The following is a 26,549-nucleotide window of genomic DNA, read 5'->3' as shown; positions in this document are numbered from 1 at the left end:
TGCAACAGCGGAAATCACCAACAACTCACCAAGAGTAAAGGACCAGCAACATGTTAAGACGTACCAAAATTGTCACCACCTTAGGCCCCGCCACCGACAAAGACGATATATTAGAGCAACTCATTTTGAGTGGGGCCAATATGGTGCGACTCAACTTCTCTCACGGCAGCGCCGCCGACCATATCGCCCGTGCCGAAAAAGTTCGGCAACTAGCAGCCAAACATCGGTTACACGTAGCCATACTCGGCGATTTACAAGGCCCTAAAATTCGTGTTTCCACCTTTAAAGATGGCAAAGTCGAACTCAAAATTGGTGAACGTTTCATTCTAGACGGCGACCTAGCCAAAGGAATGGGCGATCAACAACAAGTAGGTTTGGACTACAAACACCTGCCCAACGATGTAGCGCCAGGCGATACCCTGTTGCTTGATGATGGCCGCATTCAATTAATAGTGACCGAAGTGCAGGGAAGTAAAGTCATCACCGAGGTGAGTGTAGGCGGGATTTTATCCAATAATAAGGGCATTAATAAATTGGGTGGCGGCTTATCCGCTGCGGCCTTAACCGACAAAGATAAAGCCGACATTCTCACAGCAGCAGAAATTAAAGTCGATTATTTAGCGGTCTCTTTCCCTAATAGCGGCGAAGACATGCACTACGCTCGCCGCCTTACTCAACAGGCTGGCCTCGCTACCAAACTGGTTGCCAAAGTAGAACGTGCCGAAACGGTTTCCAGCGAAGCTGCAATGATAGACATAATTGAAGCCTCCGATGCCGTAATGGTGGCTCGCGGAGATTTAGGGGTGGAAATTGGCGACGCTGAGCTGGTGGGCGTACAAAAAACCCTGATTAGGCTCACCCGCAAACATAACCGTGCGGTAATTACCGCCACCCAAATGATGGAATCGATGATTAGCGCACCCATGCCAACTCGCGCCGAAGTGATGGATGTGGCCAACGCAGTATTAGATGGCACCGATGCGGTGATGCTATCGGGTGAGACCGCCGCTGGCCAATATCCGGTAGAAACCGTAAAAGCCATGGCCAGCGTCTGTTTAGGTGCCGAGAAGCAACGTAGTATTAATGTCTCGAAATACCGAATTGATGAAACCTTTGAAAGTATTTCGGAAACGGTCGCCATGAGCACCATGTTTGCCGCCAACCACATGCGCGGAATGAAGGCGATAATAGCCTTAACAGAATCAGGCAGTACTCCTTTATTGATGTCGCGTTTAAGTAGTGGCTTGCCGATTTTCTCCTTATCTCGTCATGCCAGTACCCTGAGTCGCTGCGCCCTATATCGTGGTGTCTATCCGATCCATTTTGAAGAAGGTGGCGACAACATCATTCAAGTGTCGCAAAGCGCCATCGACCTATTAAAACAACAGGGTTATTTGAGTAAAGGGGATTTGGTGATTCTGACTCATGGCGATGTGTTTGATCAGACCGGTCACACCAATACCAGCAAAATCTTAAAGGTAAACTAATACTGCTTCAGGCAAGCAACAGCTTGCCTGAATTAACGCAACAGGTGGGGGGCGCGAGCGCCTTCTACTGGGCGGTTTACCGACAACTTTCGACCTTTTTTCATGCCGGTTTGAAAGTCCGGAGTTAGTTGTCCCATCGAAGCCTTAATTTTAGCCTTAAAGGTTTCTCTATCGAGCTTTTCAAACATTTCATCTAAATAGTCATCCATGTGCTCGTTTCGCCCATTAGTGGTTAAATCTGGCAATTTTTCTAAAGCGCCTTCTAACCAACCAGCGGTAAAGGAAGATACTCGACGAGCGACGGTAACGTTATCGGTGCCTGAACCGGCAAAGCTATTTCTAAAAGAGCCCACTTGCTGGTTCATTTCACGGTAAATAATGTCAAAAGCAAAGGCGGCAAACACCGCGCGCTCGGCTAAACCAACAAACTCAACCCGCTTTAAGCCTTTGTGATTAACCAGTACCGCTTCCACACCAAAACGACCGTTAATACCACGAATAATACGTAAGATATTTTCATTAACATTGGCTGGTAATAGCGTTTGACTAGAGGTTTTACCCATTTGGATAAGCTCAATATCTGCTTGCTCCAAACCATGCTTTAGCATCAAACGATGAGCCATGCGAATAGCTTGGGCGGCCTCATGTACATTTGAGGAGTTACCCAATTCTAAACACTTAGCTATTTTTTCTAAGGCACGTTGACGACTCACTACTACACCAAGCTCTGCTCAAAAATGAAGCGCTATTTTACTTATTTTAGGCAAATTTTCCAGCTATTACTCAAGTCAGCAAACGAGCAAGCGACGACCAATAAGCCGCCGCTTCCAAGTAGCAAAGCACCAACTACTTAGCCATTTGTGAGGCTTCCGGCGTAACAGGATAAAAGTGCACATCGCGCTGTGGGAAAGGAATCGAAATACCGTCTTTATCGAAGCGCATTTTCACTTCTCGGGTAATATCCCAGTAAACATCCCAGTAATCATCGGTTTTAACCCAAGGCCGCACGATGAAATCCACTGATGATTCATTTAGTACATGTAACTTCACGATGGACTCAGGTTTAGATAATACTTTGGGATGCTTATCTAATAACTCTTGTAACACCGCCTCGGTTTTTTCAATATCGTCGGAATAGCTCACCCCGAACACTAAATCCACCCGACGAATTCTTTGCGCGGTCACGTTTTTAATCACATCGCCCCAAATTTTACTATTAGGGATCACCAACGTTTGGTTATCGAAGGTAAGAATGGTGGTTGAAACAAGGTTCATACTTTTAACCTTACCAAACACCCCACCAGCTACTTCAACTATGTCTCCCACATCATAGGGGCGATAAACCAAGATCATCATACCTGCGGCGAAGTTACCCAAGGTATCTTGTAGAGCAAAACCGATGATGAAACCAGCCACACCCAAACCAGCAAGGATAGGTGCCAGTGAGATCCCCAGCTGAGCGAGGGCAACCAGTAGACCCACGATGATAACCACGCGTGCAACCGAGGAAATAATCATTTCCTTCATTAACGAAGAGAGATTTAACTTAGAAGAATCTAAACTCTTGGTCATTACCTTACGAACCAAACGCGACAGCGAACGGAACACGTAGTAAATACCCACCAATAGCACCAATTTAAATATCCACTCTCCACCATTGTTAATGAAATACTCAGTCATACGGGATGCCCAACGCTGAATAATGCCCCCTAACACATCCACGTCTAGCACGTCGGTGGTAATTTGCCCACCTAACTTGAGCAATGTTTGTTGATAAAATGCCGCATCAAAACCAAGTTTCTCAAGTAAAGTTACGGTCAGCTTAAAACTCTCGCCAGCCACTCCTAACTGTTCGGTAATGGTGGCTAATTGATCCTTCAAACTTTGGTCGCTTGGACTAATTTTAATTAGGCGAGCCAATTCTTCGCGCTTGTTGCCAACTAAACCCACCATTCCAGAGAAGACTTCTGCACGAGCATACAGACGGTCAAGCAATTGCTGCTTATCCTGTTCAACCGCAAAACCAAGGGCTTGTTGATTAATAACCTGTTGCACCATGGCCGAATAAATTAAATCTAGATTAGTTAAGTGCTCTACATACAGCTGAAAGGCTTGAATACTGTCTTGCTCTTGTTCGGCATAGGCCTTATTAAACTGTTGCTGCCTTTTGTCTAAAGCTTGAACCAAAGCCTGAGTATTTTTATTTATAATTTGCTCAATCTGATTCAGCATTGATGGGTCTTCAATGCCTTTGGCTTGTTGCGCGATGAGGTAGTGAGCTAACTGGTCAATGGTTTCAAAAGCATGCAGATGGCGCTCTAATAAGCGGTGGGAAATAGCCTGCTGCTCTACACTGGGAAGCTCATCTAAACTGGCCTGAATTTTCTCAATGCGTGCTTGCTGACGCTGATATTTATCTAAGAGTAATTGGCCCTGATTGCTAGTATTCGCTTCAACTGTTGTCGCTGAGGCCAAGGATGATAGCGATAACATAAACGCCAGCAACAGTGTGTTTATAGCTATTTTTAGTCCCTTTAACATCCCTTCCTCCGCCAATTTTGTGAGTAATTTGTTACTTTAACAAATAACAGTTTACTAGATACAACTCTAGATTTTCACTGCCTAAATACGTTAATTTAACGACATATTTTACTAACGAAGAGATCTCAACAGCGATTCACTGAAGTGGGTAAAATAGAATCAATAACTAAGGACAGTTTATGAAAGGTAAGTACTGGCTTAGCCTTACGCTAATCCTCAGCTTAAGTAGCTCATTTTGCCAAGCGGGAGAGGGGCAGATAAGGTTAGGCGGGTTTTGGTCTCATACCGACTCTTCAATCAAAACCAAGGGACTTAATAATAGGGATTTCACCTTAGATTTCGAAGACACGCTGAAACTCGAAGAAAATCAATACCTGCCTTTTTTTGAGATAGGCTACAAGTTTAAAGACCGACATTATGTTTATGCCGACTGGCGCAGTTTGCATCGTGAAGCCAGCATTATCTCCAATTACTCCTATACTTTGCCGAATAATCCAGACAAAGGTATTACCGCTGGCGCTAGAGTCAACTCTCGATTAAATATCGATATTCTGCGCACTGGCTATGCTTATTCGTTTTATCAAACAGCAAATACAGAGCTAGGCGCGTCTATTGGTTTACATATTATGTTTATTGAAACTGGCTTTAGTGGCGAAATTTCAGCTTGCTTTGAAGATAACGGCAACATCAGCTGTGAAGGATTAGCTCTTGATGGTGAATTGGTCAGTGAATCCACTACCGCGCCCTTACCCGATATAGGGATATGGCTAAAACATAACTTCAACCAGCACTGGGGAATCAGCGCAGCAAGCCAATTGTTCTACCTATCTATCGAGGGCAACGATGGTTATTTAGCGGATGTGAATGCTTTTGTAAATTACAGTATCAATAACAACTGGAATGTAGAATTGGGTTACAACTACTACCTAGTGGAAGCTAATTGGAAACAGACCACGCTTAAATATCACTATCGCGGCCCCATGTTAAACCTCGCCTATACATTTTAGCGTTTTAAGGCCACGAAGCTTACTTCGTGGCCTTTAGTTAAGCTCTTATAACAAGGAAGCAATACCGTATTGCTTGCCGTAGTTTTCTACAACAAAATCAATATCTTTATCACCACGCCCAGACAAGTTAATTAAAATAGAACCGCGGGTGCCTTGCTTGGCAAGATTGATAGCATGAGCAACCGCATGGGCTGACTCAATGGCAGGAATGATACCTTCAAGGCGAGACAGCTCGAAAAAGGCAGCAATCGCTTCTTCATCACTCACCACGCCATATTTCACTCGACCCAAATCTTTAAGATAAGCGTGCTGAGGCCCCACCGACGGATAATCTAGACCACTGGCCACTGAATATACTTCCTGCGGCTCACCTTGCTCATCTTTTAACATGTAAGAATGGAAACCATGCATGGTTCCAGGTACGCCCTTACTCAGGGTAGCTGCGTGCTCCCCTGCTTGCTCTAAGCCGCGTCCAGCCGGCTCACAGCCATGCATGGCTACACTGTCATCTTCTAGAAATGCACTAAATAAGCCCATGGCATTTGAACCACCGCCAACACAAGCCACTAGGTTGTCGGGTAACTGACCGGTCATCGCTTGAAACTGCTCACGCGCCTCTATACCAATGATGGATTGGAAGTCTCGAACCATCATCGGGAAGGGGTGTGGACCCACTACCGAGCCAATGGCATATAACTGAGTGTGCGGATCAGCTAAGTAGGCTTCAAAGGCGCTATCTACGGCTTCTTTTAGGGTTTTTCGACCATGGGTAGCGGCTATCACATTGGCGCCTAAGATACGCATTCTCACCACATTGGGATGTTCTTTAGCAATATCTACTTCGCCCATGTGAATATCGCACTCTAAACCCAGCAAAGCCGCCGCCGTAGCTAAGGCCACACCATGCTGGCCTGCTCCAGTCTCAGCAATCACCTTGGTTTTACCCATTTTTTTAGCCAGTAAAACTTCACCCAAACAATGGTTAATTTTATGGGCGCCAGTGTGGTTAAGATCTTCACGCTTAAGGTAAATATCACAACCGTATTTTTCAGAAAGATGTTGCGCATGGAAAATGGGGCTAGGACGTCCCACATAATGCTGGTACAAACGAGTGAGCTCGGCAACAAAACTAGGATCCTGACGAATATCCTGGTAAGCCTGATTAATATCATCCATTACCGCTTGTAGTTCCGGTGGAATAAAGCTTCCACCGTATTCACCAAAGTAGCCTTCACTATTGGGTAGTGGATGCTCAAACTGTTTAATCATGGTTAATCCTATCCATCGTGCAAAACCTTAGTTATACCGAATAACAATAGATAATTATGTGCGCTATCTAATCCTTCAAACTATTTAGGTGATAAAAAAGCGGCTAAAGCCGCTATTTATTAGGTACTTAAGATTTTTTCACCGGACGCTGCCAAGTGCTAATACTGCGTTGCCGAGTTCGAGAAATCGCCAATACCTCCGGCTCAACATTACTGGTAATAGTAGAACCCGCGCCCACGGTGGCATTTTTCCCAACAGTAACCGGAGCCACTAACTGAGTATCACTACCAATAAAGGCACCATCCTCGATGATGGTTTGGAATTTATTCACCCCATCGTAATTACAGGTAATCGTTCCCGCACCAATGTTGACGTACTCGCCCACTGTGGTATCCCCTAAATAAGTAAGATGACCGGCTTTAGAGCCCTTACCCAAAGTGGATTTTTTCATTTCTACAAAGTTACCCACGTGGGCATCTTGTTCTAATTTAGCCCCCGGGCGTAAGCGGGCAAAAGGCCCAGCAGAGGCATCTTTGGCTAAACTAGCTTGTTCTACAATGCTATTGGCTTTAATCGTAACGTTATCGGCAATATCACAATCAATCAAAATAACGTTGGCTTCAATAGTCACATTGTTACCAAGGGTAACTTTACCTTTAATTAAGACGTTGATGTCGATAAAACAGTCGCTACCTACACTTAACTCGCCACGTAAATCGAAGCGGTTGGCATCGGCCAAACTCACCCCTTGGCGCAATAGTTCTTCGGCTTGGCCTTTTTGGTAGGCACGCTCTAAGCCATTAAGTTGTACTCGGTCATTCACTCCCTGTACTTCAACGATAGAATCCGGTTGTACCGCTGTCACTAAGTTACCTTCTTGCACTGCCATTTCGATAATGTCGGTAACATAGTATTCACCTTGAGCGTTGTCATTGGTGAGCTGAGCCAACCAGCGATTTAAATCATCACTATTAGCCACCAATACACCGGTATTCACTTCACGAATCGCTAGCTGCTCTTCGGTAGCATCTTTATGTTCAACAATCGCAGTAACACTGCCATTTTCCCGAACAATTCGTCCATAGCCAGTGGGGTCATCTTGGTTAACCGTTAACAGTGCAATGCCCTTTTCTGGTAGCGCTTCTAATAGGCGTTGAATGGTTTGCTGACTAATTAAGGGGGTATCACCATATAACATCACTACTGGTTGATTGGCGGCAAAATGCGGCGCAGCCTGCTGCATGGCATGACCGGTACCGAGTTGTTCGGCTTGTTCCACCCAGTTTAAGCTTGGGTCTTGGATTTGCTGCTGGATTAACTCGCCACCATGACCATAAATCAAATGAATCGCTTCAGGCTGTAATTTTTTCGCGGTATCTATTACGTGCTGTACCATCGGCTTATCTGCCAATTTATGCAAAACCTTAGGTAAAGCAGAACGCATTCGGGTTCCTTTACCGGCGGCCAAAATAACGACACTGAAATTCATTTGGATTCCTTATTGTGGGACTAACCATCCCGTTAACACTGATTATTCAATAATGGATTTAAGTCTAAGCGAAATGCCTTAGCTTTGGAATTAACGTTTAAATAAACGCTGGATGGGCGAGCGGGTGTAATCCCATAAATAGTCAAAAATACTCATTAATTGGGGATTACCGTAAGTCGACAAGTTCACCGCATGAAAACGGTTTTTTTGTTGTTTTAACTGCTCGATTTGCGCCAGCAAACTTTCCGGGGGAGCAGGGGCAATAAAATCCGATAGAACCAATAGGTCGGCATTTTTATATTGCTCCTTGTGCATCTGCTTAATCGCTTCGCTTAAGGCCGACGGCATATCAGTGCCACCATGAAAGCTATAAGAAAGAAAATTAAGCACTTCACGCAAGCCATCTTTTTTGGTGAGTTGGTAAGTAATTAACTCAGTGGAAAACATAATCACATAGCAATCTCGCTGTTCGGCCAAAGCAATTTGCATTAAACCGTAGGCGAGGGCCTTAGCGCATTTTTCAGGAAAGCCCTGCATCGAGCCAGAGCTATCAATGGCTAAAATAAATGGCCCTTTGTCGAGTAAGGCTTGCTCAGCAGCCTTCTTGTAAGTTTTAACCTTGCGTAATTTACGCTGCTTACCCTGCATTTGGTAATTCATTAATTGATGATCGAGCAAGTGTTTATAGAAAATCACCTCTAGCTCAGGATAGGCCAAAAATAACGTTTCGCTGGGCAGCAATTTGGCTAAGTCGTCACCCTCATGTACCCCAACAATATCATCGGTTACTTGGTCTAATTGCTCTTCAACCAATTGAGGTTCTTCTACTGGCGCATTACTACTATTAGGGTCACTTACTTGGTCGGCCATTCGCCCCAGTTTTTCAGCAATATCTTGCAAGCCCTTATGCGACTTAAGAAAAGCAGAAAATTGTTTTAATATATTGAGCTCGGTCTTAGTTAACTTGGCTGCGGCCATATCCCACAACCGCCCCATTTTATTAGGATTACCCGCCTCGGTCATCTCGGGCATGGCTTCTAAGGTCTCCACTCGCTGATAGAGATCTGCCAATAGCTGTTGCTTATGTTGCTTTACTTCATCGGCTTGAGCCTGCTTGAGCTGCTGAGCGATGCTATCAAACCATTGATTGCAGAAATAGCTTTGAAACATCGGGCTATAGCGGTGGTGGGGGTGGGCAACTAACTCACTGGCTTGAGAATAAAACTCCGAACACACACTTAACTGCAGCAGTAATTCATCGATGCCTTGAGTAAAAGCGTGACTGTCTAATTCAATGCTTTGCTGGTAGAGGGCGATTTCTTCAGCGAACTTTTGTTCAATAGTGACTTTGCTGAGCTTAGCGCGAATTTGGTTTTTCCACTTATGTAGCTGGTTATTCATGGAACTTTGAATACCGGGACTAGACTCGGCAATCATCATTAATTGCGGGCGCAACATCACTTCTCGAACGGCTTCTTCAAGCACCCCCGATTCAGCTAGCATTAAACCAAACTGAAGGCTATCTAACATGCCTAAACCTAATCAAAAAAGTCACCAATGTTACGCATTCGATAAGCTTGCTTATCGAGTAATTCGCTCACTTGTTTCACCATCTGCTCAACCTCGATTAAGCTCGCTTCTATCGCCTCTGGCAGCTGATTAGCGATGAAGTTATGGGGCAGTGCGCCGTGAAATTGTGCACGACTGCGTTTCAACTGAAACTCTGCTTGTTTAATCGTAGCCAAAACCTCGTCAATTTGCTGCTGCCAGTTGGCAAATTGCTGCGGCGGCAATGCATGCTGCTGACATAAAGCCACTGCCAGTGGTCGATTAGCGATATCTTTTATCACCAGCTGGTGATTAATATCAATTTCAAATAACAAGCGGCATAACTCGCTGCCCTGATTGATTCGGCCCAGCATCTCACAGCGGCCAGATTTAATTTTTTTAATAAATTCATTAGCATCAACATAAACCCAGCGGGTTTCGCCTTTGTCTTTTTCACTCACCGACAAATTGCTTTGTAGTACTACCAGCTTAAATAACTGGCCGCCGTGGGGATTGGCATAAGACTTAGCCACGCTAAAGTCATACTTGTATTGCTCTTTACGTAAGCCTGAATCATGCTCAAACTGCATTTTTAGCTGCTGGCATATATCATCAGCCACCGCTTGATAATGGCGCTCTGCACGCTCTGCCAGCTCTTTAAGCTGCACCTGGTCAAAGGCATGATTAAGCGCATAATCGCGAATACAGCCTCTAACAAACTCACGATCATCAAGGTTGTGCCAGAGACAATCTTGTAACAGCAATAAATCTAAGGGATTTACCTCTGAGCGGCCGTTAAAGAAGGCGCTCGCTTGCAATAAGTGAATTGATTTTTTCCAGCGCCGATCTGATACATACAAGCTTTGATAATCACTGTCGGCTTGACCTAAAGGCTGTTCATTTTCCACCAGCGTTTTAATGGTAAAGAGCTTTTCAAATACCTCATCACTCATCGTCACTAAATCAATTTGGCGTTGCCATTGCTGATATTCTTGATCGCCAATTAACAGCGCAGAAGGAATAGTCGGTAAGCTTTGGTTGCCTAAGATGAGCGCTTTAAAATTGTCTTTTTGTTGAATTCGATTAACAAACACCCGCACTAACATTCGGTCATATAAGGCCTCTAATCCGCTGTCCTCTTCAGGTAATTCATTGGATGCCGAAATCAGCAAGCGCATCGGTACGGCTAGATTTTCAGAACCATTTCTAAAGGTTCGTTCGTTCACTACCGTAAGTAGGGTATTCAGAATGGCTGGCCCTGCTTTCCATATTTCATCAAGAAAAACGATGTGGGCAGCAGGTAAATAGCCCTCGGTTAAACGAATATATTTACCGTTATCTTTTAATTCTTGAATCGATAAGGGGCCAAACACCTCTTCAGGGGTAGAAAAGCGAGTCATTAAATAGTCAAAAAAATTCTGACTTTCAAAGGCCTGAGCTAAGCGTTTGGCGATCATGCTTTTTGCTATACCGGGAGGCCCGAGTAAAAATACACTTTCACCAGCCAAGGCCGCCAATAAGCATAACTTAAAGCTCTCTTCACGCTCGTATATACCTGAAGATAAGGCTGTTAATAGCTTCTTAATACGCTCTGATAGTAAGGCCTGACTAGCCTGATTGAATGGCGAAATACTTGCCATAACCGCCCCTTTCTTATGCATAATGAAAATATAGAAGACTAAGTTCAGCCTTAAAGGCATTAGTTAGCCATAGTCTTAGTTAAGGCTGCAATAAGCTTAACTGGGTATCAGCTTTTGTTGATACCAAGGTCACTTTTTACAGACAAAAAAGGCGCTCTGTGAGCGCCTTTTGCTTATCAAACTAAACTTAACGAACATTTTTTCCGAGGATTTCAATAACACGAAGCTGTGCCATCGCTTTCGCGAGTTCAACTTGAGCTTTTGCAAAATCCACATCACTGTTGGGATTGCGAATGCGATCCTCAGCAGCTTGTTTAGCTTGTTTGGCCTTGGCTTTATCGAGTTCTTCGCCTCGAATCGCGGTATCAGCCAACACAGTTACATTTCCTGGTTGTACTTCCAAGAAACCACCCGAGATATAAATTACCTCTTCGTGACCATGCTGCTTAACCATGCGAACCATACCAGGCTTAATTGGAGTCAGTAATGGGGCGTGTCCATATAACACACCCAACTCACCCTCTTCACCGGTTACTCGTAAGTGCTCAACGCGGCCAGAGAAAATTTTCTCTTCAGCGCTCACCACATCCAAGTGAACTGTCATCGCTGCCATTTCAGCCTCCTGTTACGCCAATGGGCGAAGCTTACATATTTTTGGCGCGCTCAAGCACGTCATCAATATCGCCTGCATACAAGAACGCTTGCTCAGGAATATCATCGTAATCACCAGCCAATAGGCCTTTGAAACTACGAATGGTATCTTTAAGCGGAATCAGTTTACCAGGGTTACCGGTGAACACTTCTGCTACGTGATAATCTTGAGTTAAGAATTTCTCAATCTTACGCGCACGAGCTACGGTTTGTTTGTCTTCTTCAGACAATTCATCCATACCTAGAATCGCAATAATATCTTTCAATTCTTTATAGCGTTGTAGTACGCCCTGCACACCACGAGCCACGTCATAGTGCTCTTGACCAACAATTAGAGGATCTAACTGACGAGAGTTTGAATCCAATGGGTCAATTGCTGGGTATAAACCCATGGCTGCAATGCTACGGTTTAGCGTAACGGTTGCATCTAAGTGAGCGAAGGTAGTCGCTGGAGATGGGTCAGTTAAGTCATCCGCAGGTACATATACCGCTTGAATAGAGGTAATAGAGCCCGTCTTAGTTGAAGTAATACGCTCTTGCAGTACGCCCATTTCTTCAGCCAATGTAGGCTGATAACCTACCGCTGATGGCATACGGCCAAGTAGTGCTGATACTTCGGTACCGGCCAAGGTGTAACGGTAAATGTTGTCGATGAACAACAATACGTCTTTACCTTCATCACGGAATTTTTCCGCCATGGTCAAGCCAGTTAGGGCAACCCGTAGACGGTTTCCTGGTGGCTCGTTCATCTGACCGTAAACCATGGCTACTTTATCAAGTACCCCGGCTTCTTCCATCTCGTAGTAGAAGTCATTACCTTCACGAGTACGCTCACCAACACCAGCAAACACAGACAAACCTGAGTGAGCTTTAGCGATGTTGTTGATTAACTCCATCATGTTTACGGTTTTACCTACACCGGCACCACCGAATAGACCAATTTTACCACCCTTAGCGAATGGACAAATCAAGTCAATAACTTTTACGCCTGTTTCTAGCAATTCGCTAGTATTTGACTGCTCTTCATAAGTAGGAGCAGCACGGTGAATTTTATAACGCTCTTCCGTTTCAATTTCACCTTTGTGGTCAATAGTATGACCAAGAACGTTCATAATGCGCCCAAGGGTAGCTTCACCCACAGGAACTTTAATCGCGTCACCCGTATCAACCACTTCTAGGCCGCGGCGTAAGCCTTCTGATGCACCCATACAGATACAACGAACTACACCACCACCAATTTGCTGTTGAACTTCAAGAACTAAGTCTTCGCCTTGAACTTCTAGAGCATTGTATACCTTGGGTACACTGTCATGTGGAAATTCAACGTCCACAACAGCGCCAATTACTTGGACGATGTTACCGTTACTCATGTTGATTCCTCTAAATATATTGCTTAGTGCCTTGCCTTAAACGGCAGCAGCTCCCGCAGAAATTTCGCTCAATTCTTGAGTAATCGCAGCTTGACGTTCTTTGTTGTATACCAACTGAAGTTCGTCAATTAGACTACCCGCATTATCGGTTGCCGCTTTCATTGCAACCATTCGTGCAGCTTGTTCACAGGCAAGGTTTTCCACCACGCCCTGATAAACTTGGGATTCGATATAACGAAATAGTAATCCGTCGAGTATCTCTTCGGCACTTGGCTCGTATAAGTAATCCCAGCTGCGAGACGCAATTTCTGGATCATCTGCTTTAGGCAGCGGCAATAATTGGTCAATCTTTGGTTCTTGTACCATGGTGTTTACAAACTTGTTGTAGACAACATAAATGCGATCTAGCTTGCCTTCATCGTAGGCTTCTAACATCACTTTCACGGTACCAATAAGCTCTTCAACGGTTGGGTTATCACCTAAACCAGAGTTTTGAGCTACAACATTTCCACCGTGGTTATCGAAAAAGGCGGTTGCTTTGCTGCCAATAACAGCTAAATCTACTTCTGCCCCTTTATTTCTCCACTGTTGCATGTCGGTGACGGCTTTCTTAAACAAGTTAATGTTTAAACCACCACACAAACCACGGTCAGTAGAGACCACGATATAACCTACACGCTTGGCTTCTCGCTCAACTGCATAAGGATGCTTATACTCGAGTTTGCCTAGCGCGATATGACCAATTACTTTGCGCATCGCGACGGCATAGGGACGACTGCTTTCCATGCGATCTTGAGAACGTCGCATCTTACTTGCAGCCACCATTTGCATCGCATTGGTAATTTTTTGAGTGTTTTGAACACTGCCAATCTTACCTTTAATCTCTTTAGCGCCGGCCATATCTATTGCTCCTATTCGTCAGGTTTGATTACCAAGATTGAGTCGATTTAAAGCTTTCTAACAAGCCTTTAATTGCAGCATCAATCTCGTCGCTGTAATCGCCTTTTTCGTTAATAGTGGCTAATAGATCGGCATATTCGTTGTTAGCGTAAGCTAGCAACGCTGTTTCAAAATCAACAACTTTATCGATTTCTACGTCAGCTAAAAAACCTTTCTCAGCGGCATATAGACCCAAGGCTTGCTCAGCAACAGATAATGGGCTGAATTGCTTCTGCTTCATTAGCTCAGTTACTTTTTGGCCGTGGTCTAACTGTTTACGGGTTGCATCATCTAAGTCAGAAGCAAACTGCGAGAAGGCTGCTAGTTCACGATACTGTGCCAATGCGGTACGGATACCACCAGACAGTTTCTTAATGATCTTAGTTTGTGCTGCACCACCTACCCGAGATACCGAGATACCTGGGTCTACCGCAGGACGAGTACCAGAGTTAAATAACTGACCAGTCAAGAAGATCTGACCATCGGTAATTGAAATTACGTTGGTAGGTACGAAGGCTGATACGTCACCGGCTTGAGTTTCAATAATCGGCAATGCAGTTAATGAACCTGATTTACCTTTTACTTCACCTTTGGTGAACTCTTCTACGTATTTTTCGTTAACTTGAGACGCACGTTCTAGCAAACGAGAGTGAAGGTAGAATACGTCACCAGGGTAGGCTTCACGGCCTGGAGGACGACGTAGTAGCAATGAAATTTGGCGGTAAGCAACTGCTTGTTTAGATAAGTCATCATAAATGATAAGCGCATCTTCACCACGGTCACGGAAGTATTCACCCATAGTACAACCTGCATAAGGAGCAAGGTATTGTAGTGCGGCTGAATCTGATGCCGAAGCTGCAACAATGGTGGTGTACGCCATTGCGCCATATTCTTCAAGCTTACGTACTACGCTAGCAATGGTAGAGGCTTTTTGGCCAATTGCTACGTAAATACACTTAATGCCAGAATTTTTTTGGTTAATGATGGTATCAACAGCGATCGCAGTTTTACCGATCTGACGGTCACCAATGATCAACTCACGCTGACCACGACCAATTGGAATCATGGAGTCGATGGCTTTAATCCCTGTTTGCACAGGTTTATCTACCGATTTACGTTCCATAACACCAGGGGCAATCACTTCGATAGGCGAGAAGCCTTCGTGTTCTACTGCACCTTTACCGTCAATAGGTTCACCCAGTGTATTCAGTACCCGTCCTAGTAGGCCACGACCTACAGGTACTTCCAAAATACGACCAGAACTTTTAACTTTATCGCCTTCTGCTAAGTCAGCATAAGGGCCCATAACTACCGCACCTACAGAATCACGCTCTAGGTTTAATGCGATAGCATAACGGCTACCAGGAAGCTCAATCATTTCGCCTTGCATTACATCAGCAAGACCATTAATGCGAAGAATACCGTCACTTACAGAAACAATAGTACCTTCGTTACGAGCTTCACTGACAACTTCAAACTGCTCAATACGTTTTTTGATCAGTTCGCTTATTTCAGTGGAATTCAGTTGCATGCTCTATTCCCCAATTACGCTTGCAGTGTTTCAGAAAGTTTTGCCAATTGCCCTTTAACAGAGCTATCAATCACTAAGTCACCGGCTTGAATAATCACCCCGGCCATTAATGAGGCATCAACACTACAGTTAAGCTTCACTTTGCGTGCTAAACGCTGTTCTAAGGAAGCACTAATTTGCGCTTGCTGCGCGGCATCTAACTCGGTAGCAGAAACAACGTTAGCGGTTATTTCCTTGGCCAATTCGGCCTTATACTCCAAGAACAGTGCTAACACAGCAGGCAACGCGTTCAAACGTCCGTTTTCAGCCATTAATTTAATTAAATTAAGACCGTTTTCGTTAAGCTGTTCTGCACATACATTGGTGAATAAATTCACTAAGGTAGTGGCAGATTCCCTTCTCAGCAAAACCGCAATTTTTTCGTTTGTCGCCACTTCGGCAACAAAACTTAACATTTCGGTCCACTGTTCTAAGGCTTTTTGCTCAACAGCAAAATCAAACGCAGCTTTAGCGTAGGGACGAGCAATGGTGGTTAATTCAGCCATAAGCTCTACCTTTTACCCCTATTTCAGCTCAGCGACTAGCTTATCAACAATGTGCTTGTTGGCTTCTTTGTCGATTGAATGCTCGAGAATTTTCTCAGCGCCAGCGATGGCTAAAGCAGCAACTTGTGCACGCAACTCTTCACGAGCGCGATTCCGTTCTGCTTCAACTTCAGCATTACCTTGAGCGATGATTTTTTCACGCTCAATGTTAGCCAACTCTTTTGCTTCGTCGATAATTTGATTTTTGCGTTTGTTTGCTTGCTCAATAATAACAGCAGCTTCGGACTTAGCTTCTTTCATTTGCTCAGAGGCTTTTGCTTGAGCCAATTGAAGATCTTTTCCGGCACGTTCAGCATCAGCCAAACCATCCGCAATTTTCTTTTGACGAGCTTCTATCGCGTCGATTAGTGGAGGCCAAACGTATTTAACGCAGAACCAACAAAAAATCGCAAACGATATAGCCTGTCCTAACATGGTTGCATTGATATTCACAACGACACCTCCCTATTAGTCAAGGAATCGATGAATTTAGCCCAATAAAGCAACGAAGGGGTTAGCGAATACGAAGAATAACGCAATACCCACGGCAATCATTGAGATCGCATCTAGAAGACCGGCAATAATAAACATTTTAGTTTGTAGTGCAGGGGCTAGCTCAGGCTGACGGGCTGATGCTTCTAACAACTTACCACCAAGCAGTGCGAAACCGATAGCAGTACCAAGAGCGGCCATGCTCAGCATGATTGCAACAGCGATAATAGTAAAACCAACAACAGTTTCCATGATTTTCTCCAAATAGTATTTATTAGGTTAAAGCAGTTTTTTTATTAAACTTAATTAGTGATCTTCATGGGCTAAAGCTAGATAAACTATCGTTAGCATCATGAAAATAAACGCCTGAAGCACAATGACCAAAATATGGAAAATTGCCCATGGAACAGATAAAGCCCATTGAGCCCATAAAGGAACAAGTGCAGCAATAAGAATAAATATCAATTCACCTGCATACAGGTTACCGAACAGACGCAAAGCGAGTGAGAAAGGTTTGGCCAATAAAGTGACCGACTCCAACAAGAAGTTGAAGGGTATCATTAACCAATGATTGAAAGGATTGAGCGTAAGCTCTTTTGTGAAGCCTTTCAGTCCCTTTACTTTAATACTGTAGAAAATGATTAAACCAAACACGGCGATAGACATCCCCAGAGTTATGTTTAAATCAGTAGTAGGTACAATCTTAAAGTACTCAGCGCCCATAAGTCCGGCGACGTGGGGTACAAAGTCAACAGGGATTAAATCCATCAAGTTCATGAGGAAAACCCACACGAAAATGGTTAATCCAATTGGTGCAATGACACGGTCGGTGCGATGGAAGGCATCACGTACCGCCCCATCAACAAACTCAACCATCATTTCAACGAAACACTGAAATTTGCCAGGTACACCAGTTGTTGCTTTTTGCCCTGCCTTATAAAAAATAAATAAGAACAAAGCTCCCAAGCCAACTGAAAACAGGAGTGAATCAATGTGCCAAGTCCAGAACCCTGCATCATGACAAGCGTGATTAAATGCCAAGCCACCATCGGCCATACACATTTGCGCGTTTGTCAGGTGGTGCTGGATATAGCCTGAAACGTTACCTTCAGCAGCCATTTATCATCCTATTTTTGTTACTAAGAAAAATAGAGGCAGTCCATTGCGTTAGGGTACTGAGTATAAAACCAAGCAAGAGTGCCAAAGGCTCTACATCAAGCAAGACAAATACCAGTATAAACATGATGGCTGTTAGAGAAAGTTTAACGACCTCTCCCAGATAGAAACTTAGTACTACATATTTTCGATGCCTAGCGCCCACAAACATAAATGCCATAAGGGTAAACAGCGTATTAGGTAGTAGAAAGATAATCCCTCCGAGCAACACGGAAATGGCAATATCTCTGTCAAAAAACAAGCCACTTTTTAGTGTTAGCAGTGCGACAAACCCTGTCTGAAAAATAACAAAATACAACGCCTTAAGACGAACTTCTGTTGTTAAAGACCCAGACATTCTCGACCTCTACTAGTTTTTACATTTAACCCATTACTCAGAAAGAGTAAAAGGGCTCGCGAAAAAGCAATTTGATTATACGTCTAAAGTGCATTTTTGCAATCAGAAGCACGGCGGAAGTCACCAATTTGTAACAGCTTATATAAAGAAATAGCGCTTATTGTTAAATGTTTTGTTACAAACTGGCATTTTTGGTCATTTGAAAGTGAAAGGTGAGTAACCAAGATCAAGGAAATGTAATTAATATCAAGTTATAAACAACTAAAGCGTGTCGTCAGAATTAATGAACAGCGCCAATATTGCGTCTAACTCGTCTAAATTTGCATAGTCAATCACTAACTTACCTTGACCTTTTTTGTTTTGCTGAATCTTTACCCCAGCGCCTAAGCGTTCACTGATTTTTTGCTCTAAACGGCTAATATCAGGGTCTACTTTTGCAGGCTTTTTCGGCTCTTTTGGATTAAGTACTGATTTAACTAATTTTTCAGTATCTCGAACAGTTAATCCTTTAGCCGCAACGTTACGTGCAGTTTCAGCTTGAACATCACCACTAAGAGCCAATAAAGCGCGCGCATGACCCATTTCGATGTCGCCATGCTCTAAAAGAATTTTAACATCCTCATTAAGCCCATTCAGGCGCAGTAAATTACTCACAGTAGTACGAGATTTACCCACCGCCTCAGCCACTTGCTGATGGGTGAGCTCAAATTCGGTCATTAAACGGTCTAACGCCACCGCTTCTTCCATGGCGTTAAGGTCTTCACGTTGAATGTTTTCGATTAAGGCAATGGCCACTGCATTTTCGTCACTGACGTTTTTGATTAAACAAGGCACATCATGCAAATTAATTTGTTGAGAAGCACGCCAACGGCGCTCACCAGCGATAATTTCAAAGCTATTATCACCAATTTCACGCACCACAATAGGTTGAATAACACCTTGTGATTCAATTGAGCGTGCTAGCTCTTCCAAGGCCTCAGCCGACATATCTTTACGTGGCTGGTACTTTCCAGGATGCAACCATTCGATCGGCAATTTACGTAACTCGCCACGATTTTGCTCCACAACCTGCTGATGAGAATCGGCCCTAGTATCTTGTTCAACCTGACGTTGTCGAGCATTATTACTGGTACTGAGTAATAAATCTAAACCTTTGCCTAATCCACGTTTTCTCGCTGACATGTGCTTATCCGTATCCATTAATCAACAGCCACTGCTTGGTTTTCTTCTTCGTGTCGACGAATAATTTCGCCGGCTAAAGCCAAGTAAGCTTTAGAGCCATTAGAGGTTTTATCATAATACATGGCTGGTTTACCAAAACTAGGGGCTTCAGCTAAACGCACATTACGAGGAATCACAGTTCGGTACACTTTTTTGCCAAAGTGCTGCTTAAGTTGATCGCTAACATCGGAGGCTAAGCGATTACGTGGATCAAACATTGTGCGTAAAATACCTTCAACTTTTAGTTCTGGATTCACCACCGAAGCCAGCTTGCTAATGGTATCAACTAAGGCGGTTAAGCCTTCTAAAGCATAATATTCACACTGCATTGGCACTAACACACTATCGGCTGCGGCCATTGCATTCACGGTCAACATGTTTAACGAAGGGGGACAATCGATGAAAATGTAATCGTAATAATCTCTTACCGGAGCAAGGGCATTGCGCAGACGAACTTCCCGCGCAAAAAATTCCATTAATTTAATTTCTGCTGCTGTAACGTCGGAATTAGCCGCGATGAGATCGAAGAAACCACTGGTGTCTTTCACCGTCACTTTATCGATCGGTTCTTCATCAATCAACAATTCATAGGCTGTTTTGGGGACATCATATTTATCTACACCACTGCCCATAGTGGCATTACCCTGTGGGTCAAGGTCTATTAACAAAACTTTGCGTTTAGTGGCAGCCATGGATGCCGCTAAATTTACGCTAGTTGTCGTTTTTCCTACACCACCTTTCTGGTTAGCAACCGCTATTACTCTGCCCACAATATATTCGCCTAAGGGTTATTTTTATCAATAATAACTAGATGACGCTGACCTTCAAGCTCGGGAACCACTAAACTCTCGATACGCTCTAATTTAAGCCCTTTGGCCAGGTTTTCTAGTTCTTGCTCAGGCACTAAGCCTTTTAAGGCATAGAATTTACCATTATTTGCAGGCAGGTGATAACACCAGTTAAGCATATCTTGTAAAGAAGCAAAGGCTCTGCTTATTACGCCATCAAATAGTTGCTCAGGTTGATACTTTTCTACGCGGCTTTGCACCGCAGTAACATTGGTTAGTTTGAGTAAATGGCAAACTTGGCGAATAAAGGTAATCCGCTTACCCAAACTGTCTAACAATACAAACTGTTTATCTGGATTAATAATCGCCAACGGTAGCCCCGGTAAACCGGGTCCAGTTCCCACATCAATAAAACGCTGACCTTGTAAGTAAGGACTTACTACTAAGCTATCGAGAATGTGTTTTACCAGCATCTCCATAGGATCTCTTACCGAAGTGAGGTTATAAGCCTTGTTCCATTTATCCAGTTGCTCAACCAATGTGACTAATTGAGAAATTTGCAGCTCGGTGAGCTGCAGAGATGTTTGCGCTAATAAGCTTTGTAAACGTGATTTTAACACCCGATCATCCTAAGCCGACTTACGTGCTAAGTCGTGTTTTTTTAAGTACACCAATAGCAATGATACCGCAGCAGGGGTAATGCCTGAAATGCGTGCGGCTTTACCAATGGTTTCCGGTCTAGCGCTGGTTAACTTAGCCACTACTTCGTTAGACAAGCCACTAATTTTAGAATAATCAAGATCGATTGGCAGCAGCGTGTTCTCATGTTTTTGAGTTTTCTTGATTTCTTCCAATTGACGTTTGATATAACCGTCGTACTTAATTTGGATCTCAACTTGCTCTGCCGCTGCGGGTAAAGCTAAACCGGGCCCAAAACCTTCAATTTGCATTAATTGTTGGTAGCTAAGCTCAGGTCGACGGATCAATTCTTCTAAAGAATGCTCGCGAGTGATGGGCGTTTTTAATAAGGGATTTAATTCGCTTAATTGGGTAGATCCAGTATGAACCCAAGTCTCTTTTAAGCGCTGACGTTCTAGCTCAACCGCTTCCATTTTTTGGTTGAATAACTGCCAACGTTGCTCATCCACCAAACCTAGTTGGTGACCTTGTTCGGTTAAGCGTACATCGGCGTTGTCTTCACGCAATAATAAGCGATATTCGGCACGGCTAGTGAACATACGGTAGGGTTCTTTGGTACCTAGTGTGGCTAAATCATCAATTAATACGCCCATGTACGCTTGATCGCGACGTGGTGACCAAGCTTCTTTGCCTTGAGCATACAAGGCTGCATTAGCGCCAGCGATTAAGCCCTGAGCTCCCGCTTCTTCATAACCGGTAGTACCGTTAATTTGTCCTGCAAAGAACAAACCTTTTAAATATTTGTTTTCAAGGCTTTGTTTTAAGTCTCTAGGATCAAAGAAGTCATATTCAATGGCATAACCGGGACGGGTTATATGGGCGTTCTCTAAACCTTTCATCGAGTGCACTAAGGCGACCTGGACATCAAAAGGTAAACTGGTTGAAATCCCGTTTGGATACACTTCGTGAGTAGTTAAGCCCTCAGGTTCAATAAAGATTTGATGCGAGTTTTTGTCGGCAAAGCGAGTGACTTTATCTTCAATTGATGGGCAGTAACGAGGGCCTGTACCTTCGATCACTCCGGTAAACATCGGGCTACGATCTAAGCCACCGCGAATGATGTCATGGGTATTCTCATTGGTATGAGTGATATAACAAGGGATCTGTTGTGGATGATCACTCACTTTTCCTAAGAAAGAAAATACTGGAGTAGGTGTATCACCCGGTTGCGCTTGCATTTGGCTGAAATCAATACTGCGGGCATCAATACGTGGTGGTGTACCGGTCTTTAATCGGTCTACACGTAGTGGTAATTCACGTAACCGTTGAGCCAATGCAATTGACGGTGGATCGCCGGCACGTCCTCCAGAATGATGGTTTAAACCTATGTGGATCATTCCACCTAAAAACGTGCCTACGGTAAGCACTACGCTACGCGCACGTAGTTGTAAGCCCATTTGAGTAACCACACCAACCACTTGATCATTTTCAACGATCAGGTCATCACAGGCTTGTTGAAAGATAGTTAAGTTTTGTTGGTTTTCTAAACGGGTTCGAATTGCTGCACGGTATAATACGCGATCGGCTTGAGCACGGGTTGCACGTACTGCAGGGCCTTTAGAAGAATTAAGAGTTCTAAATTGGATCCCTGCTAAGTCGGCCGCTTGGGCCATTAAACCACCTAAAGCGTCAATTTCTTTAACTAAATGACCCTTACCAATACCACCAATAGCAGGGTTACAAGACATTTGTCCCAATGTTTCTATGTTATGCGTAAGCAGCAAGGTATTTTGACCCATGCGCGCTGCAGCTGCAGCTGCTTCTGTCCCTGCATGACCACCACCGATCACTATTACGTCATATTGTTGTTTATAGAACATTTGCAAATACCTCAAACCAGCTAGATCCCAAAAGGGTGCGACATTTTACTGGTTAAAATGGCATAAGGGAATGCTTAGATCAGAATAAGATCTAGGGTAGATCTCTTATAAATATATATAAGATCTTTTTTTAAAGATCTTTTATTAGATCTACTATTAGTAACTCGATGATCTGTAGATAAGTCGTTTTTTAACTTAATGATCATTCACTTAAAGTGGATCAGATCATGTTAACGAAGGGCGATCTAAACGGGGGAAAAGCTGGGATCTAAATTGCTAGTTATCCACAAGCTAAGCCGGGTATGTTTTTATCCATAGGAATAACTATGGTTAATTAATAGCTATTCCTTATGGTTATCCACAGTGTTTAAGTTTAATTTAGTTCGTTTTTCCAGCTTTCTAGCCATGCCACAGCGGGTTCTTCAGGCACAGGTTCAAGATCAACATCAATTTCTAAGCGTGGTTTTAGCCGAGTTGCGGCTAAGCTTTCCAATAATCGGTCAAGCTCTTTTCCTGCGCCACAGAAGGTATCGTAACTGCTACTGCCAATGGCAATAACCGTATAACTTATTGCCGAAAGATCGGGTTGTTGCTGCAACAAATACTGGTAAAAGGGCTGTAAATTGTCTGGTACATCTCCAGCGCCATGAGTTGAGCTGCAAATTAACCAAAGTGCTTGCTGATTGAGTTCTGAGAATTCAGCATCGAGATGAATTTTCACCTGATGCTGTTCTTTTAATAGGGCTTCTAGTTCATCGGCAACATATTCTGCAGAACCAAGGGTAGAGCCCACTATTATTTCTATATCCACAAACGATCCTGTTGGTTGTTAAAAGCCTGTTTATTGTAACGTGATCTTGGGGGATATAACTAGTTGCGTATTAGTTGTGGGTGAACTGTTGATAGTTTCACGTGAAACTTAGCTGAATTTGCTATTGGGGTAATAAATAAAGCAATGATCCAATATTTGGCTGTGAGTAAGATCTATTCACAATTTAAACATAAACCATCCTGTTGCTGATTAAAGTCTGTATTGCTTCGTCTTACAGAACGCTTCTGTGTTGGGCGCTTTGTCCATTGTTTTGATAAACCAAGATTAGACAGATCTTCGACAGCTGAACTCTTGCTCATCACTTTTGTACTTGTTCAAGCTGTTGTTGATAGATATAGAGCAGGCTGGGACTACTAAGCAGCTGGTTACGCTTACAAACCATAGAAGTGTTTTGTGTGCAAACTCATCACGCTGACTTTTACAGTAAGGCAAGAAACTGTGTGGATAGCGTATTTACTCGCTTTAAAAGACGCTAATAGAGAGACCGTAACCTTAAAACTAAACAGTTAGAAATGGGATTAATCCATACCTATTTAGCTTGTTATTAGCTCTATTCTTGAATGTATTCAGAAAATGTGGATAGCGGCGCTTATGACTTAGCTTATGCTGAAAGATGCTAGCCTGATTAAACTGGGCCTTAGCATGAAGTGTTAATGAAAAAGAGCGCCAATTGGCGCTCTTTTGCTAGTTAACTAATGCTGCTTAACTGAGTTTAATGATAGTTAAGAGAACTCGCCTTACCTCTAAATACCCAGTAAGAAAAAGCGGTATAAGCCAAAATAACCGGTACTACCACCAGCGCACCGATTAATATCACAGTGAGAGATTCAGGCGCGGAGGCCGCTTGCCAAATGGTCATTTGTCCGGGAACCACATCAGGAAAGAAGCTAAAAGCCAAGGCGCTAAAACATAGAACAAAAATAGCTACAACCAATAAAAATGGTAGCCAACAGTGGCGATCATTTGTTTTGGGTAAACGTTTCAGCAGCAGATCGTTAAACAAAAAGGCGGCAAAACACAAAGCTGGTATCAGCAATACAAACATCACTAGCGGAAAATCAAACCAGCGATCAAATACCCCAGGGTTGACTAATGGGTTAACGATACACACCGCTAATACTCCGATAAAACAGAGTCTCCCGCTGAGTTTTGCCCAAGTCACTGCTCGTTTTTGCAGCTCACCTTCTGTTTTCATGATCAACCAAGCCGCGCCAATATAGCTATAGGCAAGGGTCACTCCTAAACCACTTAACAAAGCAAACAAATGAGCGCTGAGGCTGCCCTCAAAACCCATTACATATAGGCCTAACATGTAGCCTTGTGCCAAGGTGGTAAGCAGGGAGCCTGCTTTAAAGGTTCTATCCCAAGCAAGTTTATGATCAACCGCCGCTTTGGCTCGAAAGTCAAAGGCCACGCCACGCATAATAAGTCCGATCAGCATAATAGCTACCGGTATATATAGGTGAAAGAGCACCACGCTATGGGCAGCAGGAAAGGCGATTAACATAATGCCTACTGCCAATACTAACCAAGTTTCGTTGGCATCCCAGAATGGCCCAATTGAGGCAATCATCGTGTCGCGTTGAGCTTCGTCGGCTTCAGCCATGGGCAGCAAAATACCCACCCCTAAGTCATAACCATCGAGAATGGCGTAAACCAGAACGGAAAGTCCCATTAAGCCGATAAAAATAATTGCCAACCAGTAAGCATCGCTCATCTTTAGTGACTCCCCTCGTGAGTGGTTTGTGGATTAGAAACATGGCTTAGGTTGCCATCGGCCTGTGGTTCTAGGGTTTCAAATTCTTCTACTTTAATCGCCTTACGCGCCATTAAAAATACCGTGCGAATATAGGCATAAAGTAAAAAGGCGTACACGATAAGATAAAGGGTTAATGAGAAACCCACTTTAGATGGGGGCAAGCTAGTTACCGCATCTTGGGTTTTTAATATGCCGGTGACTAACCAAGGTTGACGGCCAATTTCAGTCACATACCAACCCGCTAGCGTGGCTAGCCAACCAGAGAAGGTAGTGGCCACAAATACTTTCAGTAACCAGGCTGGTAGAGCCTTACGGCGGTAAAAGTGGTAACAAGCAAACCAACTTAGTCCAAGCATCAATAAGCCTAAACCCACCATTACTCGGAAACTCCAAAATACTGGGGCTACTGGTGGGTGCTCGCCTTCAAACTCATTTAAGCCTTTTAGTTCACCATCCAGCTTATGAGTAAGAATCAAACTGGCAAGATTAGGTATGCCTATTTCATAGTGATTGGTTTTATTTTGCTGATCGGGCAGCGCAAATAATAATAATGGAGCGCCTCGCTCGGTGTGCCAGATCCCTTCAATGGCAGCAATTTTTGCCGGTTGATGTTCGAGAGTATTTAAACCATGAAAATCACCTACCAAGGCTTGAGTGGGGGCCAAAATAGCGGCCACAATTAACGCTACTTTTAAGCTTAAACGCGGCGCTTTTTTAGTATCGCCTTTTAGTATGCGGTAGGCTGAGATCCCGGCAATGAAGAACGATGCCGTTAAGCCCGAGGCTAATAACATATGGGTTAAGCGATAAGGAAAAGAAGGGTTAAATACAATGGCAAACCAGTCGGTTGGGTAGGCTACACCATCACGCATTTCAAAGCCGGCCGGAGTTTGCATCCAAGAATCCAGCGCCAGGATCCAAAACGCCGATAAGCTGGTGCCGATAGCCACCAAAATGGTCGCAAAAGTATGCACCTTGTTGGGCACACGTTTTATACCAAATAGCATAATGCCAAGGAAAGTGGCTTCTAAGAAAAAGGCGGTAAGCACTTCATAGCCTAGCAATGGCCCGGCGATATTACCCACCGTTTCCATAAAGCCTGGCCAGTTAGTACCAAACTGAAAAGACATAGTAATGCCACTGACTACACCTAAGGCAAAAGAAAGGGCAAATACTTTTACCCAAAAGCGATAGGCGCGCATCCAAACTGGATTGCCAGTCATATCATGGCGGATTTTAAAGAAAACCAAGAACCAGCACATGGCAATGGTGATGGTTGGAAACAGAATGTGGAAGCTGATATTCGCAGCAAACTGTATCCTTGAAAGGATTAAGGCATCAAGCATGATTAACTCTCATTAAGGTGAAT

Annotated in this window: 24 protein-coding genes; 2 read left to right on the top strand and 22 right to left on the bottom strand. The window is 43.8% G+C overall.

The features are described from left to right. Window positions 1-50 precede the first annotated feature (50 nt). Complete coding sequence (gene pyk / locus ACQY6Q_RS16855) at window positions 51-1,487, top strand: pyruvate kinase (protein WP_427983255.1); 1,437 nt, start codon at window positions 51-53, stop codon at window positions 1,485-1,487. A 32-nt stretch (window positions 1,488-1,519) separates the two neighbouring features. Here pyk and ACQY6Q_RS16850 read toward each other — a convergent pair whose 3' ends face one another. Further along, entirely contained in the window at window positions 1,520-2,200 is a 681-nt protein-coding gene (locus tag ACQY6Q_RS16850; RefSeq protein WP_427983252.1) for a DUF2786 domain-containing protein, read from the bottom strand. 133 nt (window positions 2,201-2,333) lie between these two features. Continuing rightward, window positions 2,334-4,028: a mechanosensitive ion channel family protein gene (locus tag ACQY6Q_RS16845; RefSeq protein ID WP_427983250.1), complete on the bottom strand. Its 1,695-nt coding sequence runs from the start codon at window positions 4,026-4,028 to the stop codon at window positions 2,334-2,336. A gap of 179 nt (window positions 4,029-4,207) precedes the next feature. Here ACQY6Q_RS16845 and ACQY6Q_RS16840 point away from each other — a divergent pair, with 179 nt between their 5' ends. Further along, window positions 4,208-5,035, top strand: coding sequence for a hypothetical protein (locus tag ACQY6Q_RS16840; protein WP_427983248.1), 828 nt, complete (start codon window positions 4,208-4,210; stop codon window positions 5,033-5,035). Window positions 5,036-5,080: 45 nt separating this feature from the next. Here ACQY6Q_RS16840 and trpB read toward each other — a convergent pair whose 3' ends face one another. The 20 genes from trpB to ACQY6Q_RS16740 all read right to left on the bottom strand — a co-directional run bounded on the left by trpB (window position 5,081) and on the right by ACQY6Q_RS16740 (window position 26,526). Beyond that, window positions 5,081-6,304, bottom strand: a complete 1,224-nt coding sequence (trpB, locus tag ACQY6Q_RS16835; protein WP_427983246.1) for a tryptophan synthase subunit beta — start codon at window positions 6,302-6,304, stop codon at window positions 5,081-5,083. Between the two features lie 127 nt (window positions 6,305-6,431). Further along, window positions 6,432-7,793 carry a bifunctional UDP-N-acetylglucosamine diphosphorylase/glucosamine-1-phosphate N-acetyltransferase GlmU gene (gene glmU, locus ACQY6Q_RS16830; protein ID WP_427983244.1) on the bottom strand — a complete coding sequence of 454 codons (1,362 nt, stop codon included), beginning with the start codon at window positions 7,791-7,793 and terminating at the stop codon, window positions 6,432-6,434. Window positions 7,794-7,883: 90 nt separating this feature from the next. Continuing rightward, on the bottom strand, window positions 7,884-9,323 hold the full coding sequence (gene viaA, locus ACQY6Q_RS16825; protein WP_427983243.1) for an ATPase RavA stimulator ViaA: 1,440 nt from the start codon (window positions 9,321-9,323) through the stop codon (window positions 7,884-7,886). A gap of 8 nt (window positions 9,324-9,331) precedes the next feature. Then, window positions 9,332-10,981, bottom strand: coding sequence for an ATPase RavA domain-containing protein (locus ACQY6Q_RS16820; RefSeq protein WP_427983242.1), 1,650 nt, complete (start codon window positions 10,979-10,981; stop codon window positions 9,332-9,334). 187 nt (window positions 10,982-11,168) lie between these two features. Beyond that, window positions 11,169-11,594, bottom strand: coding sequence for a F0F1 ATP synthase subunit epsilon (locus ACQY6Q_RS16815; RefSeq protein ID WP_427983241.1), 426 nt, complete (start codon window positions 11,592-11,594; stop codon window positions 11,169-11,171). A 31-nt stretch (window positions 11,595-11,625) separates the two neighbouring features. Beyond that, window positions 11,626-13,002 carry a F0F1 ATP synthase subunit beta gene (gene atpD, locus ACQY6Q_RS16810; protein WP_427983239.1) on the bottom strand — a complete coding sequence of 459 codons (1,377 nt, stop codon included), beginning with the start codon at window positions 13,000-13,002 and terminating at the stop codon, window positions 11,626-11,628. Between the two features lie 36 nt (window positions 13,003-13,038). Continuing rightward, window positions 13,039-13,902, bottom strand: a complete 864-nt coding sequence (gene atpG / locus ACQY6Q_RS16805; protein ID WP_427983238.1) for a F0F1 ATP synthase subunit gamma — start codon at window positions 13,900-13,902, stop codon at window positions 13,039-13,041. 28 nt (window positions 13,903-13,930) lie between these two features. Beyond that, the gene (gene atpA, locus ACQY6Q_RS16800; protein ID WP_427983236.1) at window positions 13,931-15,472 is read right to left on the bottom strand and encodes a F0F1 ATP synthase subunit alpha; all 1,542 of its coding nucleotides are present in this window, start codon (window positions 15,470-15,472) and stop codon (window positions 13,931-13,933) included. Window positions 15,473-15,486: 14 nt separating this feature from the next. Next, complete coding sequence (gene atpH / locus ACQY6Q_RS16795; RefSeq protein WP_427983234.1) at window positions 15,487-16,017, bottom strand: F0F1 ATP synthase subunit delta; 531 nt, start codon at window positions 16,015-16,017, stop codon at window positions 15,487-15,489. An 18-nt stretch (window positions 16,018-16,035) separates the two neighbouring features. Beyond that, a complete protein-coding gene (gene atpF, locus ACQY6Q_RS16790) occupies window positions 16,036-16,509 on the bottom strand; it encodes a F0F1 ATP synthase subunit B (RefSeq protein WP_427983233.1) in 474 nt (157 codons plus the stop codon). Window positions 16,510-16,545: 36 nt separating this feature from the next. Further along, complete coding sequence (gene atpE, locus ACQY6Q_RS16785; RefSeq protein WP_137673530.1) at window positions 16,546-16,800, bottom strand: F0F1 ATP synthase subunit C; 255 nt, start codon at window positions 16,798-16,800, stop codon at window positions 16,546-16,548. A gap of 54 nt (window positions 16,801-16,854) precedes the next feature. After that, complete coding sequence (gene atpB, locus ACQY6Q_RS16780; RefSeq protein ID WP_427983230.1) at window positions 16,855-17,667, bottom strand: F0F1 ATP synthase subunit A; 813 nt, start codon at window positions 17,665-17,667, stop codon at window positions 16,855-16,857. Next, the gene (locus ACQY6Q_RS16775) at window positions 17,657-18,061 is read right to left on the bottom strand and encodes an ATP synthase subunit I (RefSeq protein WP_055733477.1); all 405 of its coding nucleotides are present in this window, start codon (window positions 18,059-18,061) and stop codon (window positions 17,657-17,659) included. The genes atpB and ACQY6Q_RS16775 overlap by 11 nt, the downstream gene beginning before the upstream one ends. Before the next feature lie 261 nt (window positions 18,062-18,322). Then, window positions 18,323-19,243, bottom strand: coding sequence for a ParB/RepB/Spo0J family partition protein (locus ACQY6Q_RS16770; protein ID WP_427983227.1), 921 nt, complete (start codon window positions 19,241-19,243; stop codon window positions 18,323-18,325). A 17-nt stretch (window positions 19,244-19,260) separates the two neighbouring features. After that, entirely contained in the window at window positions 19,261-20,052 is a 792-nt protein-coding gene (locus tag ACQY6Q_RS16765; RefSeq protein WP_427983225.1) for a ParA family protein, read from the bottom strand. A gap of 11 nt (window positions 20,053-20,063) precedes the next feature. Further along, window positions 20,064-20,690: a 16S rRNA (guanine(527)-N(7))-methyltransferase RsmG gene (rsmG, locus tag ACQY6Q_RS16760; protein WP_427983223.1), complete on the bottom strand. Its 627-nt coding sequence runs from the start codon at window positions 20,688-20,690 to the stop codon at window positions 20,064-20,066. 9 nt (window positions 20,691-20,699) lie between these two features. Continuing rightward, window positions 20,700-22,589: a tRNA uridine-5-carboxymethylaminomethyl(34) synthesis enzyme MnmG gene (gene mnmG / locus ACQY6Q_RS16755; RefSeq protein ID WP_427983221.1), complete on the bottom strand. Its 1,890-nt coding sequence runs from the start codon at window positions 22,587-22,589 to the stop codon at window positions 20,700-20,702. Between the two features lie 373 nt (window positions 22,590-22,962). After that, on the bottom strand, window positions 22,963-23,400 hold the full coding sequence (gene mioC, locus ACQY6Q_RS16750) for an FMN-binding protein MioC (protein WP_427983219.1): 438 nt from the start codon (window positions 23,398-23,400) through the stop codon (window positions 22,963-22,965). A 733-nt stretch (window positions 23,401-24,133) separates the two neighbouring features. Then, window positions 24,134-25,138, bottom strand: coding sequence for a cytochrome d ubiquinol oxidase subunit II (locus tag ACQY6Q_RS16745; RefSeq protein WP_427983218.1), 1,005 nt, complete (start codon window positions 25,136-25,138; stop codon window positions 24,134-24,136). A 2-nt stretch (window positions 25,139-25,140) separates the two neighbouring features. Continuing rightward, entirely contained in the window at window positions 25,141-26,526 is a 1,386-nt protein-coding gene (locus ACQY6Q_RS16740; RefSeq protein ID WP_427983215.1) for a cytochrome ubiquinol oxidase subunit I, read from the bottom strand. Window positions 26,527-26,549 lie beyond the last annotated feature (23 nt).

Origin of the sequence: Agarivorans sp. (genome assembly GCF_050295395.1) — a bacterium.
Classification (GTDB): domain Bacteria; phylum Pseudomonadota; class Gammaproteobacteria; order Enterobacterales; family Celerinatantimonadaceae; genus Agarivorans.
Note: the sequence above shows the minus strand (reverse complement) of the source record. Positions and strands in the feature narration are given on the sequence as shown.